Source organism: Salegentibacter sp. BLCTC, from assembly GCF_015143665.1.
GTDB classification, from domain to species: Bacteria; Bacteroidota; Bacteroidia; order Flavobacteriales; family Flavobacteriaceae; genus Salegentibacter; species Salegentibacter maritimus.
In genome coordinates this window covers 110,329-126,326 of sequence record NZ_WYEW01000001.1, presented here as the reverse complement: position 1 = coordinate 126,326, position 15,998 = coordinate 110,329, and the positions used below count along the sequence as shown (strand labels likewise).

At 36.2% G+C, this 15,998-nt stretch carries 12 protein-coding genes; 6 read left to right on the top strand and 6 right to left on the bottom strand.

The window, feature by feature from the left end:
- Positions 1-66 precede the first annotated feature (66 nt).
- Genes GUB10_RS00600 through GUB10_RS00590 form a run of 3 tightly spaced genes read right to left on the bottom strand, consistent with a single transcriptional unit; the run spans position 67 to position 3,542 of the window.
- Complete coding sequence (locus tag GUB10_RS00600) at positions 67-1,407, bottom strand: (Fe-S)-binding protein (RefSeq protein WP_193709507.1); 1,341 nt, start codon at positions 1,405-1,407, stop codon at positions 67-69.
- A 6-nt stretch (positions 1,408-1,413) separates the two neighbouring features.
- Entirely contained in the window at positions 1,414-2,370 is a 957-nt protein-coding gene (locus tag GUB10_RS00595; protein WP_193709506.1) for an MlaD family protein, read from the bottom strand.
- A gap of 59 nt (positions 2,371-2,429) precedes the next feature.
- Positions 2,430-3,542: an N-acetylmuramoyl-L-alanine amidase gene (locus GUB10_RS00590; RefSeq protein ID WP_193709505.1), complete on the bottom strand. Its 1,113-nt coding sequence runs from the start codon at positions 3,540-3,542 to the stop codon at positions 2,430-2,432.
- A 138-nt stretch (positions 3,543-3,680) separates the two neighbouring features.
- Between GUB10_RS00590 and GUB10_RS00585 the strand changes: the two genes are divergently transcribed.
- Both GUB10_RS00585 and GUB10_RS00580 read left to right on the top strand, forming a co-directional pair.
- On the top strand, positions 3,681-6,410 hold the full coding sequence (locus GUB10_RS00585) for a putative LPS assembly protein LptD (RefSeq protein ID WP_193709504.1): 2,730 nt from the start codon (positions 3,681-3,683) through the stop codon (positions 6,408-6,410).
- Between the two features lie 19 nt (positions 6,411-6,429).
- Entirely contained in the window at positions 6,430-6,813 is a 384-nt protein-coding gene (locus GUB10_RS00580) for a Rid family detoxifying hydrolase (RefSeq protein WP_193709503.1), read from the top strand.
- Between the two features lie 294 nt (positions 6,814-7,107).
- Here the strand turns inward: GUB10_RS00580 and GUB10_RS00575 are convergent, their stop codons facing one another.
- The 3 genes from GUB10_RS00575 to GUB10_RS00565 all read right to left on the bottom strand — a co-directional run bounded on the left by GUB10_RS00575 (position 7,108) and on the right by GUB10_RS00565 (position 12,947).
- Positions 7,108-7,473 carry a methylglyoxal synthase gene (locus GUB10_RS00575; protein WP_057483150.1) on the bottom strand — a complete coding sequence of 122 codons (366 nt, stop codon included), beginning with the start codon at positions 7,471-7,473 and terminating at the stop codon, positions 7,108-7,110.
- Positions 7,474-7,476: 3 nt separating this feature from the next.
- Positions 7,477-8,463 carry a 6-phosphofructokinase gene (gene pfkA / locus GUB10_RS00570; RefSeq protein WP_193709502.1) on the bottom strand — a complete coding sequence of 329 codons (987 nt, stop codon included), beginning with the start codon at positions 8,461-8,463 and terminating at the stop codon, positions 7,477-7,479.
- A 77-nt stretch (positions 8,464-8,540) separates the two neighbouring features.
- The gene (locus tag GUB10_RS00565) at positions 8,541-12,947 is read right to left on the bottom strand and encodes a translocation/assembly module TamB domain-containing protein (protein ID WP_370591066.1); all 4,407 of its coding nucleotides are present in this window, start codon (positions 12,945-12,947) and stop codon (positions 8,541-8,543) included.
- Positions 12,948-13,040: 93 nt separating this feature from the next.
- On the opposite strand from GUB10_RS00565, the gene tsaD reads away from it, so the two are divergent.
- Genes tsaD through GUB10_RS00545 form a run of 4 tightly spaced genes read left to right on the top strand, consistent with a single transcriptional unit; the run spans position 13,041 to position 15,988 of the window.
- On the top strand, positions 13,041-14,063 hold the full coding sequence (gene tsaD, locus GUB10_RS00560) for a tRNA (adenosine(37)-N6)-threonylcarbamoyltransferase complex transferase subunit TsaD (RefSeq protein WP_193709501.1): 1,023 nt from the start codon (positions 13,041-13,043) through the stop codon (positions 14,061-14,063).
- A 3-nt stretch (positions 14,064-14,066) separates the two neighbouring features.
- A complete protein-coding gene (locus GUB10_RS00555) occupies positions 14,067-14,777 on the top strand; it encodes a 16S rRNA (uracil(1498)-N(3))-methyltransferase (RefSeq protein ID WP_193709500.1) in 711 nt (236 codons plus the stop codon).
- A gap of 36 nt (positions 14,778-14,813) precedes the next feature.
- Positions 14,814-15,467 carry a DUF4159 domain-containing protein gene (locus GUB10_RS00550; RefSeq protein ID WP_193709499.1) on the top strand — a complete coding sequence of 218 codons (654 nt, stop codon included), beginning with the start codon at positions 14,814-14,816 and terminating at the stop codon, positions 15,465-15,467.
- Complete coding sequence (locus GUB10_RS00545) at positions 15,467-15,988, top strand: TrmH family RNA methyltransferase (protein ID WP_193709498.1); 522 nt, start codon at positions 15,467-15,469, stop codon at positions 15,986-15,988. Before GUB10_RS00550 ends, GUB10_RS00545 begins: the two co-directional genes overlap by 1 nt.
- Positions 15,989-15,998 lie beyond the last annotated feature (10 nt).

Sequence of the window (15,998 nt, the reverse complement as noted above, 5' to 3'; positions counted from 1 at the left end):
CTTAGAACTTTTTCTTATCCTAAATATTCAAAAAATTGTTTTTAAAATTTCCGGTTCTTTCAGCTATTAATTCTCTTTGGCCCAATTCAATCTGTCCTGTTGATTATAAGGCCAGGGAGCACCGTTGTTTTCAATATTGGTCATGGCAATAGCTAGCTCGTTAGGAGCAGCACTTTCTTCCATAACTAAATACCTACGCATGTCTAAAATAATAGATAAAGGATCTATACCTATTGGGCAGGCTTCTACACAGGCATTGCAACTGGTACAGGCCCATAACTCTTCACGCAATATAAAATCGTCCAGTAATTGCTTACCGTTATCTTCGTATTTCCCTTTTTTATTAATAATATCGCCTACTTCTTCCAGCCTATCCCGGGTATCCATCATAATTTTTCGCGGAGAAAGTTTTTTACCGGTTTGGTTTGCAGGGCATTCGGCAGTACATCTTCCACATTCTGTACAGGTGTAGGAATTTAGTAGCTGTACCTGATTAAGATCAAAGACATCTGAAGCACCGAATTTCTCCGGTTCAGCGCTAGTTTCTTCTTCAGCTGGAGCTGCAAAAGGATCGGCGTCGGGATCCATCATGAGCTTAACTTCGTCGGTAACAGATTGCAAATTATCCATCTCTCCCTGGGGACGAAGTTTTGATAAATAAACATTTGGAAAAGCAAGTAGAATATGTAAATGCTTTGAATAGTATAGGTAATTAAGGAAGAAAAGAATCCCCAAAATATGTAACCACCAGGCTGTTCTCTCAATAATAATGAGTGTAGCATTACTCATTCCTTCAAAAATAGGCAGCAAAAATTGACTAATTGGAAAAGCTCCTGTAATTCCGGCTTCGCTGGCGTAATGTGGCGCAGCATTTAATTGAAGCTGATAATCTGTAGCATTCATTACCAGAAAAAGTACCATAAGTACCATTTCAAAATATAGAATATAATTAGCATCATTCTTGGGCCAACCTTTTAATTCTCTGCTCAGAAAACGATAAATATTAAGAAGGTTTCGTCTTATCCAAAAAACAATTACACCAATAAGGACTAATAAGGCCAGTATTTCAAAAGAGCCAATTAAAATGTTATAAAAACCTCCCATAAATGAAAGTACACGGTGTGTACCGAATAATCCATCTATTATAATTTCAACAACTTCAATGTTTATAATTATAAAACCTACATAAACAATTACATGAAGAAAACCTGATATTGGTTTTTTCACCATTTTGCTCTGACCAAAAGCTACCCTGGCCATTTTAGCAAAGCGCTCCCCTTTATTGTCGCTTCTATCTACTTCCCTGCCTAACTTAATATTCCTAATTAACTTACGAATATTTCTAATAAAAAATCCGATTCCGGCTACAAGGGCAAGTAAAAATAAGATCTGGGCAATAATTTGCATGATGGTTTATTTTATAGAATCCTTTTCTTTAGGCTCCTGATAAGGCTCAGGATTTTTTCCAAAAACAGAAAAATGGACATATCGTTTAGGATTCAGTTTTACGTCTTGCAGTAATTGTTCTAGCTGTTTTGTGGCATTATCCAGGTTGTTATAAACGGCATCATCATTAATCAATTTACCTGCAGTACCTTCTTTATTATTTAATTTATCTGAGATACTCTCAAAATCAGCTACTACTTTTTCCAAATCTTTGGTAATCTTACCAATATCCATTTGGGTTAAACTATCTGAAAAAGTATTGAAATTGGTAGTTATTTCATCAAGATTGGTAAAAGTCCTATTAATATTATCTGAGTTTCCACCAATAATACCCTCTAAGGTATTGGCAGTAACTTTAAATGAAGCTACGGTAGCATTAAGGTCTTTAAAAGTATTTCTAATATTGTACCGTGTACTGTCGTTTAAAATTTTATTCACTGCAGTTACCAGGGAGTCTGCACTAACTATCGTATTTTCAACCTTTTCCTGAAGCGGTGTTAACCTGTCATTAACCAGCTCCATTATACCTTCTTCAATTTCGCTATTTAAGGTATCTCCAGATTTAGCCATCTCCCCCTTTTTGTAGTCTGGAATTATGGCTAAAGATTTCCCCCCAATAATATTACCTCCATAAATTTGAGCGGTACTATTCCTGGAAAACTGAAAGTCGTTTTCTACCGTAAAGCTTACAACAAGGGTTCCTTTAGAATCCAGGAAGTTAATTTTTGTGACTTGCCCAACCTTTAAACCGTTTATAGTTACAGCCGAAGAAGGTGATAGACCTTCCACATCGTTATAAACCGCATGAAAAGTTCTACTGGATTCCAGTAGATTCTTACCTTTTAAGAAACTATAACCAAAAATAAGTAGGAGGATAGCAATTATTGCTAATAATGCAGTTTTTACTTCACGTGTAAATTTCAAAAGCTATTTTTTTAAGATAAAAACAAATTTAGAAATAAAAATAGAAAAGAAGCCTTATTTTACTTTGTTTTTAACGCCTCATTAACTGTAATCTTATCCCCACCTTTAAAAGCTACAATATAACTTGAAGGATATCCATTTTGCTTTGCTTTATCATGAAGTTCGTTAATTCTGGTATAGTTAGAGGTGGCCCCATAATAATATTTGTATAAGCCATTTTCCCTGGAGCGTTCTACGTTTTGTAAGCCTTTAAAGTTATATGCTTTGGTTTCTAATTTTTTGGAACCTGCAGCCAATTGAATTTTAAATGTTATACCCTCATAAACTTCGTCCTGTAATTCGTCCTGATTATTAGAGTTGGATATAGAGGAGTTACCTATATTTTGCAAGCTGGATAAATTTATACTATTGGCATACTTATCTATAGCTTCTACAATAGCAGCCGCCATTTTATTTTGACCTGAAGTACTATTTAAATATGGACCTTCGTGATTATTGGTAAGGAAACCGGTTTCTATAAGTACACTCGGCATCACAGCGTTTTTTAAAACCAAAAAACCCGCTTGCTTCACTCCCCTGTCTTTTCTTTTTAAATTATGGGTAAAATTTTTCTGGATAAAATCAGCCAAAAGTATACTTTGATTTAGGTATTCCTCCTGCATTAAAGCCATTCCTATATAAGATTCGGGAGAATTAGGATTAAACCCTCCATAGGTCACCTCATAATCTTCCTCTAAAAAGATTACTGAGTTCTCTTTTTTAGCAACCTCGAAGTTTTCTTTGGTTTTATGCAAACCCAATACAAAAGTTTCGGTACCATAGGCCTGGGAGTTGTGGGCATTACAATGTACAGAAACAAAAAGATCGGCATCGGCCTCGTTGGCTATTCTGGCTCTTTTAGCTAAAGGGATAAAAACATCAGTATCCCGGGTATAAATTACTTCAATCCCTCCCTTTTTTTCCAAAGCTTCCCCAATTTTTAAAATAATATTAAGTGCAATATCCTTTTCCTTAAAGCCATTTCCCGTATTACCCGGATCTTTGCCGCCATGACCGGCATCAAGAACAACTACAAAACGATCTCTAGGAGTATCGTTTATAGCAAGTAAATGCTGCGAGTTGCCAAGAAAAAATATAAAAAATACGAAAAGTTTAAGTAGGTTCGTTCTCATAAAAAAGGTAACGCTAAATTTGTGCTGATTATTTTAATTACTTTTTTTCAGTGATTCTCAAATCTAAGCTGAAAAAATATATGTAATTTTGAATTTGCAAAAAGCAAGCCATTCTTTACAAAAATAGCACTTAGAGCATTGCAAACAAACATACCTAACATACTTTTTTGCTGTATATTTATACTGCTTCCTTTCGTTTGTTTAAACGCCCAGGAAATAGGAAACAATACCGAAATAAACTTAGATGCCAAGGAAAGGGACACTATTGTTACCGTTGGCGATTCATTACCGCTGGCACAAACCATCAAGGCCACCGATAGTATTTTGGGCGATTCCTTACAACCTCCACAAAAAGGAAATCAGCTTATTACCGATGCCGTTAAATATGAGGCTAAAGATTATATGCGCATTAGCCAAAAGGAAAATAGGATGTTTCTCTATAATGAAGCCCAAATTATCTATGGCGATATGCAAATTAACGCAGGCCTAATTATTATAGATAACGATAAAAATGAAGTCTACGCATACGGAATTCCCGATTCTACCGGGGCATATTCTCAAAAACCGGTTTTTGTTCAGGGCAATCAAACCGTAGAACCAGATTCTATTCGCTTTAATTTTGATACCGAAAGAGCGCTGGTATATAACTCAAGAACACAACAGGCTAGTTTTAATGTGAAAGGAGAAGTCACCAAACGTGAGAACGATTCGGTGTATTTTATGCAAAATGTGCGTTTTACCACCGATGAAGACTTAGAAAACCCCGACTATTTTTTCTATGCAAGACGTATAAAATTTGTCCCGGACAAAAAAATTGTAGCCGGCCTTGTAAATATGTACCTAGCCGATGTTCCTACCCCTTTGGGATTACCTTTTGGCTACTTTCCCTTAACCGAAGAAGAGACCTCTGGTTTTATTATTCCCAGTTTTGGGGATAGCCAGCGTGGTTATTTTCTGCAAAACGGGGGATATTATTTTGCCATAAGTGATTATGTAGACCTGCTTACCCTGGGAGACTATTATACAAATGGAAGTTATGCAGTAAGACTGGAAAGTAATTATGCCAAGCGTTATCGCTACCGCGGAAATGTTAGGATACGCTACGAAAATCAATATCAAAGTGAACGTGGTTTTCCCGATTATTCAGAAAGAACAGAATATAATATACAATGGTCGCACAATCAGGATGCCAAAGCAAATCCAAATTCCAGGTTTAATGCATCTGTGAATTTAGGAAGTAGCACTTACTACCAAAATTCTGTAAACCAAATGAATACAGGGAATTTCTTAACCAATTCTTTAAGTTCATCGGTATCCTACAGTAAAACTTTCCCAGGTGATCCGCAGGTGAATTTAAGTATCGCTGCCAGACATAGCCAAAATACAAGAACACAAACTATAAATATGAGTTTACCTACCTTACAGGCAAGTATGACACGTATTTACCCATTTGCTCCAAAAACCGGATCTAAAAAGGGATTGATAGAAAATATTAACTTTCAATATAATTTACGGGGGGAGAACCAAATTAGAACTACCGACTCTCTATTCTTCAAACCCGAAATGTTTAAAGATGCCAATTATGGTGCCCAACACTCTATTCCTGTTTCCACTAACTTTAAATTATTTAATTACCTAAGTGTTAGTGCTAATGCTAATTACGAAGAGAATTGGGTTTTTAAAACTTTTGAACAGTCGTACGACGAATTTAATGATGAAGTGGTTATAGATACTATAAATGGGTTTGATTCTTACCGAACTTATAATTTTGGAGCCAGCATTGGTACCACGTTATATGGTTTAAAAAACTTCGGAAAAGACAAAAAAATACAGGCAATTAGGCACGTTATGCGCCCTTCGGTGAGTTATAATGTAAACCCTGCATTCGATCAATATTATGATACTTATGAACGGATTAACCCTGCAAACCCACTAGAAACCAATATGGTAGATTATTCCAGGTTTAGTGGAACATTGTATGGAGCTCCCGGCAACCGGTTCTCCAGTTCACTGGGATTAAGTATTAGTAATACCCTGGAAGCCAAAGTGCGTTCTAAAGACAGTACTGCTACAGAACCCGAAAAAATATCTTTGCTGAATAATTTCAGCATGAGTACAGCATATAACCTTTCTGCAGAAAAAGGGCAACCAAGACTCTCACCTATTGCTCTACGTGGAAGCATTCCCATTGTAAGAGATAAACTGGATATCAACGTTGCGGGAAATATGGATATTTATGCACTGGACAATAATAATCAAAGAACAAATAAATTAAATATTAATAATGGTGGAAGTTTATTTAGGTTTACCAACGCCAATGTAAGTTTTGGGTATTCTTTTTCCAGCAAGGATTTTGAAGATGAAGGCGAAGATGAAAATCAGGACGATATAGATAATGACACCTATAGAGGTGGTGGTAGGCGTGATGACCTTTTTGGAAAAGGAACCGACCTTGACGGAAAATTTTATGACGAAGAGGAAGACCCATTTGCCGATGAAGATCGTCCCGAACGAAATGACAACTGGTATAATTATAAAATTCCATGGGATTTAAGAATGTCTTATACCATGACCTATAATAATTCTGCACGCCAAAACGAGATTACCTCACATTCTATTATGTTTTCGGGAGATGTTGAGCTCTCTCCAAAATGGATGGTAGGCGCCTCCTCTGGTTACGATTTAAAAGATTTAGGTTTTACTTATACACAGCTAAGGTTTCAACGAGATTTAAATACCTGGAGGTTAAGTTTTAACTGGGTTCCTTTTAGTGAGCGTAGATCCTGGTATTTCTTTATTGGAATTAAATCGGCTATTTTAAGTGATATTAAATACGATAAACGTAATGAACCAGATCGAAGATTATAAATTTTAAATAGTACAAACAATGAAAAAAATAATTAAGACCAACCAGGCCCCTGCTCCTATTGGCCCTTATAATCAAGCCGTATTAACCGGAAATATGCTTTTTATTTCAGGACAAATAGCACTTAATCCTGAAACAGGTGAATTGGAAACCGAAGAACTTCAAAAGGAAACAATTAGGGTGATGGAAAATCTTAAAGCAATTCTCGCTGAAGCCGGAATGGATTTTGAAAACGTAATTAAAACTTCCATTTTTATAAGCGATATGAATAATTTCGCTAAAATCAATGAGATTTACGCCAACTATTTTAATGCTGAAACTGCCCCTGCCAGGGAAACTGTAGAGGTTGCTAACTTGCCTAAGTTTGTAAACGTAGAAATTAGTGCTATAGCAGTAAAAGAGTAAAATTAAAATAAACAGCTTTACCCGGTAACCGATAATTATCGTGACTGTGAGGCTTCACTCATAATAATAAAATACCTCGTTGTCTTGCCACGAGGTATTTTATTTTAGAGCTTTTTAAAAAAACGCTGGTTTTTCATTTTAAGATAAATAGACCTCAATTATCTCTTGATAGTATATTGAGTTCTGTCTATAGAAAAAAACAGCACTAAGCTTATTTCTATTAAATGCCTAAGGCTTTAGGTCAGATATTTTCAAAGCTTAAAAATCGCAAAACTGTCTAAGAAAAAATAATATCTAAAACGCCTGCATTAATAACCTGGCACTTGCCGGATTGGTTGCTAGTGGAATATCGTGAACATCGCATAAGCGCATTAGCATAAAAATATCGGGCTCGTGCGGATGCTTGTCTAACGGGTCTCTAAAGAAAATTACCATATCTACTTTTCCTTCTGCAATTCGGGAAGCTATTTGCGCATCTCCCCCCAGAGGTCCTGAAAGTAATTTTTCTACCTCAAAACCTGCGCTTTCGGTTTTTGCACCGGTAGTTCCGGTGGCAATAAGTTTTATATTCTTGGCCTGAAGCGATTCTCTATGGTTATTTAAAAACTGAACCATTTCTGCCTTCTTACCGTTATGGGCAATAATTGCTACTGTTTTCATTTTTTATACAGATAAAATATCAGAAATGCGAAGCAAATCTTTATTAATAGTTGGTTTAGATTGTAAAGTTTTGTTTAATTCAATAGCCTGTACCTCATTATTTAGCATACCTACCATAATATCTTGTTGCCCGTCTAACGCCAGCTCAACCGCCTTTACGCATAACCTGCTCGCTAAAACACGATCAAAACAAGTGGGGCTACCTCCCCGCTGTATATGACCCAACACGGTTACTTTTGCATCATAATAGGGTAAATTCTCTTTTACATAGTCTGCCAGTTCAAAAACGTTTTTACCAATTTTATCTCCTTCTGAAACTACAACTATACTGGAAGTTTTTCCCGAACGCCTACTACGCTCCAGGGAATTTAGTAAACGATCTAAACCAAGATCTTCCTCCGGAATAAGAATTTCTTCAGCACCGGCTCCAATTCCACTATTTAAGGCTATAAAACCGGCATCACGCCCCATTACTTCCACAAAAAACAACCTGTTATGTGAGCTCGCGGTATCTCTAATTTTATCTACAGCGTCAATTACCGTATTTAAAGCAGTATCATAGCCTATGGTATAATGGGTTCCAAAAATATCGTTATCTATAGTTCCGGGGACACCAATAATTGGAATGTTATGCTCTGCGCTAAATATTTGGCCGCCTTTAAAAGTACCATCACCACCAATAAGAATCATAACGTCAACTTCAGCCTTTTTTAAATGCTTAGCAGCCTTTTCCCGACCTTCTTTAGTTCTAAACTCTTCAGATCTGGCCGATTTAAGTATTGTACCTCCAAGGTTAATAATATTGCGAACACTACGGGCATTAAGCTCTACATAATCGCCATCTATCATTCCCTGAAAGCCCTTCATAAATCCTACACAATCTATGTGATAATAAGCACAGGCTCTAACCACTGCCCTAATTGCAGCATTCATCCCAGGAGCATCGCCACCCGAAGTCATTACTCCAATTCGTTTTATCTTTTTTGTCATATCTTTCTATTTCTTGTCTAAAATTACAAACTAAGGAGAAATCTTAAAAGAAAAAGAAGAAGTTTTAAAGCTTCTTTTTAATTTGAATTTTCGTCGGGAAATCTTATGTAATCAGGGGTTACAGGACGTGTTTCTGAATCTGGTTTCATTTCTTCATTTAGAGCCTCAATTTCTGTACTGGCAATTTTTCGAAGCAACTCCTTAAATGTGTCAAAATCTACCGAATACGACAATCCAATACCTTGTGTAAACCCGATTTCTTCCCCAATAAACTGAATATTATTCTCCCGGTTAAAAACCTTGGCCCTTAAGGTTCCGTCTTCATTTAAAAGGAAATCTATTTCCAGGTCGCCAACTATAATAGATTCGGTTACTCTACCAATAGGAACCCCTACCTGCCCATTTATAATAACTCTATCACTAATTTGAGTAGAAAGGGTGAGACCAAACCTATCTACAGTTTGTTGATCGGGTGTACGATCTCCCTGTACATAATTTACGCCTACCTGAAATTTACCATCATCCCCCGCAAAAATATCATTAACAATACTGGAAGCCCTTTCGGCAAGTGTTCCAGTAATAGCATTTTGCCTTAAGCCAAATTCACTATAAAATGCACCCTGGGTAACCAGGAATAAGGCCTGGAGTTCCTTGCTTGAACGGTCATCCATTCTATACTCTAATTCTGATCGAACTACAGAACTGGCATTAGGAAAATCGATATCGAAAGTAATATCGGGCTGCATTATTTCACCTTGTAGGTTAATAATAACCTCTACAGGAATTTTCCTGTTAATAGAAGGATTTTCTAACAATACTGCAGGGTTTGCGTTAAGGGCATAAATAGCACTTACATCTAATTGCGCCTCGGTTGGATCACCATTCCAATTAATACTCCCCTCAGATTCTACATTGAAAACTTTTTGAACAAGTCCGGCGTATTTAAAGTTATACACTCCTTCGTAAACCACAAAGTCCCCCCACATATTAAACTTGCCATTGGTATTAATTTCCAATAATAAATTTCCGGAGCCGCGACCTTTTAAGGTACTTCCACTGGTTTGATCTACCACTACTTCAACTTCAGCATCATTGGTAATATCCAGGTCAAAAATAAGCTCAAGCCCGGTTACCTCTGGCAATTCTATAGTCTGCCCTGCTTCTCTGGCAGCCTTTTCCTCTGGACTTAAAAAGTGAATATATGAGTTATCGCCAACAGACTCTGTATCGCTTAGAGGTATTTTAAAAACCGTACCACGCTCTGTGCTTGCCGTAACATCTATCACCAACTGGTCTGTAGGACCGGCAATACTGGCGTCTCCGCTAATAAAAGCAGTTCCATAGTAAAGTGCATCCTCATCACCTTCGGTATCCAGAACCAAAAGCCTATTGGTATCTATATTTAAATCCAGGTTCCATTCCTTAAAATTTTCATGTCCTATACTACCATTAAGAGTACCCGTTGTTTGGTATTTAGTGTCTTCAATCTCTACATCGTCAAAAATAAACTGCTGTTCATTTAAATTAACCTTCGCCGCATCATTAAAAGCAAGATCAACATTTAGGTAAGGAATTCGTAAACCGGCGTTGTCCAAACTAAGACTTCCTGAAAAATCTGGATTTTTATAATTTCCGGTAACTTTTGCATCTCCCGTGGCTACTCCCCTTATATCACTAATCACGTCACGCCCTAAAGGACTAAAAGCAGCCAGGTTTAAATCCTCTAATGTGACCCCCAGGTCGATTGTGGGTTCACTTTCACTAACATCTATATTTCCAATGGCATTTAAGGATACGTGGCCATCTTTTTTTAAATTGGCATTTACATCGTAATTAGTAAGCGTTTCATTTCCTTCTACATTTAGAACAAAATTTCCCAAAAGGTTATCATTAATATCTAAGGAATCTATATTTAAAGCTGTATTTGGATAATAGGCTCCATCTTCCTGTAATAAATCGAGTTTACCATTTAAAGTTCCGGCAAGACGAAGGCTATCTATATGTGGCGTAAGCTTACCTATATCTACATTTTCAAATTCCATTTTGAAATCTTTATAGGTAGTATCCCGCATTTCCCCACTTAACCTAATCTCTTCGTTCTTATGACTCATCACCAAAGAATCTATTGTAATGTCCTTAAAATCAAGATCGAAAACAATCTTATTACTTTTATTGCCCTCTTCATTCAAGTACCAGGTATTATTTTTAAAAGTAAGGTCTGATCGCTGAATTCCTATTACCGATTTGTTATTCTCATTAATAGTATGAAAGAGGTTTACATTAAAAACATCTTCATTATTTCTGCCTCCCTGGAATTCAGATCTAATAAAAAGAGTATCCCTTTGGGTTACATTAATAAAACTGAATTCTGAAAAATTATATAATCCGGTTGAAACACTATCAGCTTCAAAATAAGTATTGTAAATAGGGTTGGTATTATCTACATTTAAGTTTACCGTCTCCATCATATTTCCAAAGAGATCTATTTTAGGAGAACGAAAGTTTACTTTAAATTCAGATTCATCTGAAGCCAGGTGGCCGCGAATAAAGGTATTTGGTGCCAGGTTTATTTCCGGGTAAAATACTTCAACAATTTTATTATAAATATCAAAATCAAATTCCAGGTATTGATTATTAGTGATGGTGCGGGGCTTATAATTAGTATAAATACTCCCCAAAGAGTTTTCAATTAAAGGCCTTATTTCAGAAAGAATAAAATCTCCTTTAATTTCACCACTAATCACATCATGCGAATTTATACTTAAGGTTCTTTCGGGCCCTTCAAAACTGGAAGTAATACTGAAATTATCAAAATAATAAAGATCGTTTTGATTCTGGTAGGAAGTATTAAGCAACAATATTTCACCAAAGGCATCATCTATACTTGTACCCTTCATATTCATAATAACATCTCCTTTAAAAATAGAGAGGCTATCGCGGGTAACAAAGTTTAGGGCGTTTAAATTCGCATATCCAACAGAAGCTTCAAAATCGTAATTATTGATATCTTCAGAAAGGTCTGCCAAACCGTTAAACTCCATTTTTAAATTAGGGTCGTTGGCCATTAATAAACCATTAAAAACAGGGTTTCTAAGATTACCTATCACCCTAATTCCCTGGTAGGTATAATTATTAAATTGTAGTTTGGATATTTGTCCTTTTAGCTCAGCATCCAGGGTCTCGGCGTTAAAGCCGGTTCCATCTATATCCAGGTTAAAACTTGTTTTTCCAAGGTTTGCGTTATTGGCAAGTTTTCCAATATTAACCTCCTTAAAAATAAGTTTTCCTGTATAGATTACGTCTTGTGAATTATTAAATCCGCGTAAAACAACATCTGCTTCAGCCGAGCCCAGTTGTGTATTTATACGCACATCGGCATCCAAATTAGCATTAGTAACAATAGCATTACCTTGCATCCTCAAGTTGCCAAATTCACGCAAGGTTTCAGGAAGCTTCCCCCTTAAGTCCCCTGGCAGTAAATTAACCAGATCGTAATAATTCGTGGTGAAATTTGAAAAATCCCCGGTGAGCTCAAAATCTTCCCCATTCTTGGAAAAGGCACCTTGAATGTTAACATTTCCACGAAGTGTACTACGGTCCATACCGGTTAACCGAACATTGGGAAGCTGGAAGTTATTTAGTGTACCTATAAAATCGGTATCTAATTGGATCAACTGATTCTTTCCAAATTCGTTATAAAAAGCCCTTAAATCTGTACTGGAAACTACACTTTCAGTAAAAGTACCGGTTATTTGCACCTTGTTTTCAAAATCAGAAAAATCTTCAATTTTATAATTAAACTCAAGATCAGCGTTAACTAAAGACTGGGGTGTTTGAATCATAAGGTCATCAAAAACCATTTGTTTAGGGCTATATAAGAAACGCGTGCTTAGATTATCTATATTTAATCCGCGTTTTTCCTTTGCTTTTAATCTTTCAATGATTACACTAATCTCCGGACCTTTTATCTTTAAGTCTTTTGCGTAAATATTTAAACTATCAAGACTTACAAATTCAGGATTGTCACTATCTTCATTGATAAAACTATAATGAGCATCAGAAATTTCAACCCTATCCATAAACAACTGAAATGGAATAGAATCTCCAGAAGGTTTCTTACTCAGTTTTTGGATAAATTTCCCAAGATTATCCCTGTCCTCTCCTTTATATCGACGCATTTTAAGCTTTAAACCCTCCAAATAAGTATTTCCTAAATTTGGATTATTGCTAAGCAGGTTAGAAACACCGGGGAGCGAAGTGCGCAATTCTTCAGAAAAAATTAAGGTATCTTTATGATGGTCTTCAATATAAATTCCGTTAATTTTCACTTTGCCAAAATAGGTTAAGCTTACCCGGTCTATAGAAATATCAACATTGTTTTTTTCGTTGATAGATGCAGTAATACGGTTGGCTACTCCTGTTTGTACGGCAGGAATAGAGAAGATTATCAAAATAATGACAAAAAGCAAAAGCAGCGCAACCACTGTTCTAGTTAATATTTTCCAGAATTTTTTGATACGCTTTTATATTTTAACTTTGTACACAATATTAACAATTTCTATGCCCCTTATTTCTTAATGGCTTCACAAAATATTTACATATTAGGGATCGAGTCTTCCTGCGACGATACAGCAGCAGCTGTAATACATAACGGAAAAATACTATCTAACATTGTTGCTACTCAAGAAGTACACCAACAATACGGAGGCGTGGTACCGGAACTTGCTTCCAGGGCACACCAGCAAAACATAGTTCCCGTGATTCACCAGGCCATAGCCAGGGCAAATATCGGCAAAAAAGATATATCTGCAATTGCATTTACACGTGGGCCGGGACTAATGGGTTCATTACTTGTTGGAACCTCTTTCGCTAAATCTTTATCCCTGGGCTTAGGAGTTCCGCTTATTGAGGTAAACCATATGCAGGCGCATATTTTGGCACACTTTATAGAGGAAGAAAACTATAAAAAGCCAGATTTCCCTTTTCTGGCTTTAACCATAAGTGGCGGGCATACTCAAATTGTGAAAGTTTCTAATTATTTCGAGATGGAAGTAATTGGGGAAACTACAGATGATGCTGTTGGCGAAGCTTTTGATAAAAGCGCCAAAATTTTAGGGCTTCCCTATCCCGGTGGCCCCTTAATAGATAAATATGCAAAGGAAGGGAATCCAAAAGCCTTTCCTTTTCCTAATCCAAAAGTACCTGATTTAAATTTTAGTTTTAGCGGGTTTAAAACCTCGGTACTCTATTTTGTGCAGAAACAAACCAAAGAAAATCCAGATTTTATTGATGAAAATTTAAAAGATATTTGCGCTTCTATTCAGTTTTCTATTGTAAGAATTTTAATGGATAAACTTAAAAAAGCGGTAAAACAAACCGGAATCAATCAAATTGCGATTGCCGGTGGTGTTTCGGCAAATAGTGGTATTAGAAATGCCCTGGTTGAAGCCGAAAAAAAATATGGCTGGAATTGTTTTATCCCTAAGTTTGAATATACAACAGATAATGCGGCAATGATTGCCATAGCTGGCCATTATAAATATTTGAACCGGGATTTTTCCGATTTTTCCACCACGGCCCAGGCACGCTATAAATTTTAGGCTATGCAACTTTTCTACACCCCAAATATTAAAAAAAACGATAAGCAAATTGTTTTTCCAAAAGATGAAAGTCGGCATATAGCAAAAGTTTTGCGTAAAAGCGAAGGCGATATTTTAAAGGTAACTAATGGAAAAGGTTTTTTATTTACCTGTGAAATAATTGAAGCCAATCCAAAACAGTGTTTGGCAAAAATCAATAAGCTCGAAGAAGCACCTGTTAAAACTCATCACCTGCACCTGGTTGTAGCACCTACAAAAATGAATGACAGGTATGAATGGTTCCTGGAGAAAGCTACAGAAATTGGTATAGACGAAATAACGCCTATAATTTGTGATCATAGTGAAAGGAAAACTATAAAACCAGATCGTTACGAACGTGTATTACAAAGTGCGATGAAACAATCTTTGCATTATAGATTACCTGTACTTAACGAAGTGATTAGTTTTTCAGAGTATATTAATCTTGAATCTGAAGGGCAAAAATTTATTGCGCATTGTGAAGAGGATATTCCCCGTGTTTCTTTAAAAAACAAGGCTAAACCCAAAGAAAAAATCACCATACTTATTGGTCCTGAAGGCGATTTTTCCGCTAAAGAAATAAAACAGGCTCTAGAAAAACAATGGCTTCCTGTAAGTTTAGGCGAAAGCCGATTAAGAACCGAGACTGCGGCTATTGTAGCCTGCCATACTATTGCACTTATTAATCAGGATTAATTTTTACAACTCATTTTTATTGATACTTTTACAAATATGTTGAGTTTTAAAAAATATACTCCAATTTTCATATTCCTTGTTTTTTTCCAATCTACAAAAGCACAGGAAATTGCAGTTTTAAAGTATAATGGAGGGGGCGACTGGTATGCTAACCCAACATCTCTCCCCAATTTAATTACATTTTCCAATAATAATGTTGGCACCGGTATAAACCCCAAACCCGTTACTGTTACTCCGGCAAGTTCAGACATCTTTCAATATCCTTTTGTGCATATGACCGGGCATGGGAATGTGATTTTTAATGAGGAAGAAGCCATGAACCTTAGAAATTACCTTTTAAGCGGTGGTTTTCTGCATATAGACGATAATTATGGGATGCAGCAATATTTGGAAAAAGAATTGGCGAAAATTTTTCCTGAAAAAAAACTGGAAGAGTTACCAGCAAGTCACCCAATATTTTCTAGTGCCTATAACTTTCCCGGTGGTTTACCTAAAATTCATGAGCACGATAATAAACCGCCACAGGCTTTTGGAATTTTCAATGAAGATAGGTTAATCTTGTTATTTACAGTAGAAAGTGATCTTGGTGATGGCTGGGAAAGCCAACAAGTTCATAATGATCCTGAAGAGGTGCGGTTAAAAGCATTACAAATGGGAGCAAACATTTTAAAATACGTTTTTGAAAATTAATGGAACAACTCTCTCATTTCGACGAAAAGTTTACTAAGGAAAATTTTCCTATAAGCCTGGTACTTGACAGTATTTCGGGAGAAGCAAATATTGGTAGCATCTTTAGGCTTGCCGATGCATTTAATATTGAAAAAATCATTTTTTCGGGTATTGAACCAAAGCTTAACAGTAGAAGGCTTCAAAAAACCTCCAGAAATACACACAAAACAGTACAACATGAGTTTACAGAAGATGTTCTTGGTTTTATTAAACAATCTAAGGCAAATGCTGAAATAATTTCCCTGGAAATTACTTCAGTGAGTAAACCTATAAATAGTTTTAAGTATAAAAGAGCTAAGAAAAATATTATTCTGATACTGGGAAATGAAGCTTCAGGAATAAATAATGAGCTGCTGAAAATTTCAGATAAACACCTACACATCAATATGTTTGGTCAAAACAGCAGTATGAATGTTGCCCAGGCCGCAGGAATAGCCTTATATGAAATATCGAAAACAATATCTGCATTCAGTAAGAAATAATATATTTACC

Bases quoted from the DNA above. Each gene is read 5' to 3' on its own strand.
- GUB10_RS00575 (WP_057483150.1), bottom strand. From the start codon at position 7,473: ATGAAAACAGTAGCAATTATTGCCCATAACGGTAAGAAGGCAGAAATG.
- GUB10_RS00555 (WP_193709500.1), top strand. From the start codon at position 14,067: ATGCAACTTTTCTACACCCCAAATATTAAAAAAAACGATAAGCAAATT.
- GUB10_RS00545 (WP_193709498.1), top strand. From the start codon at position 15,467: ATGGAACAACTCTCTCATTTCGACGAAAAGTTTACTAAGGAAAATTTT.
- GUB10_RS00600 (WP_193709507.1), bottom strand. From the start codon at position 1,407: ATGCAAATTATTGCCCAGATCTTATTTTTACTTGCCCTTGTAGCCGGA.
- pfkA (WP_193709502.1), bottom strand. From the start codon at position 8,463: ATGACAAAAAAGATAAAACGAATTGGAGTAATGACTTCGGGTGGCGAT.
- GUB10_RS00590 (WP_193709505.1), bottom strand. From the start codon at position 3,542: ATGAGAACGAACCTACTTAAACTTTTCGTATTTTTTATATTTTTTCTT.
- GUB10_RS00550 (WP_193709499.1), top strand. From the start codon at position 14,814: ATGTTGAGTTTTAAAAAATATACTCCAATTTTCATATTCCTTGTTTTT.
- tsaD (WP_193709501.1), top strand. From the start codon at position 13,041: ATGGCTTCACAAAATATTTACATATTAGGGATCGAGTCTTCCTGCGAC.
- GUB10_RS00580 (WP_193709503.1), top strand. From the start codon at position 6,430: ATGAAAAAAATAATTAAGACCAACCAGGCCCCTGCTCCTATTGGCCCT.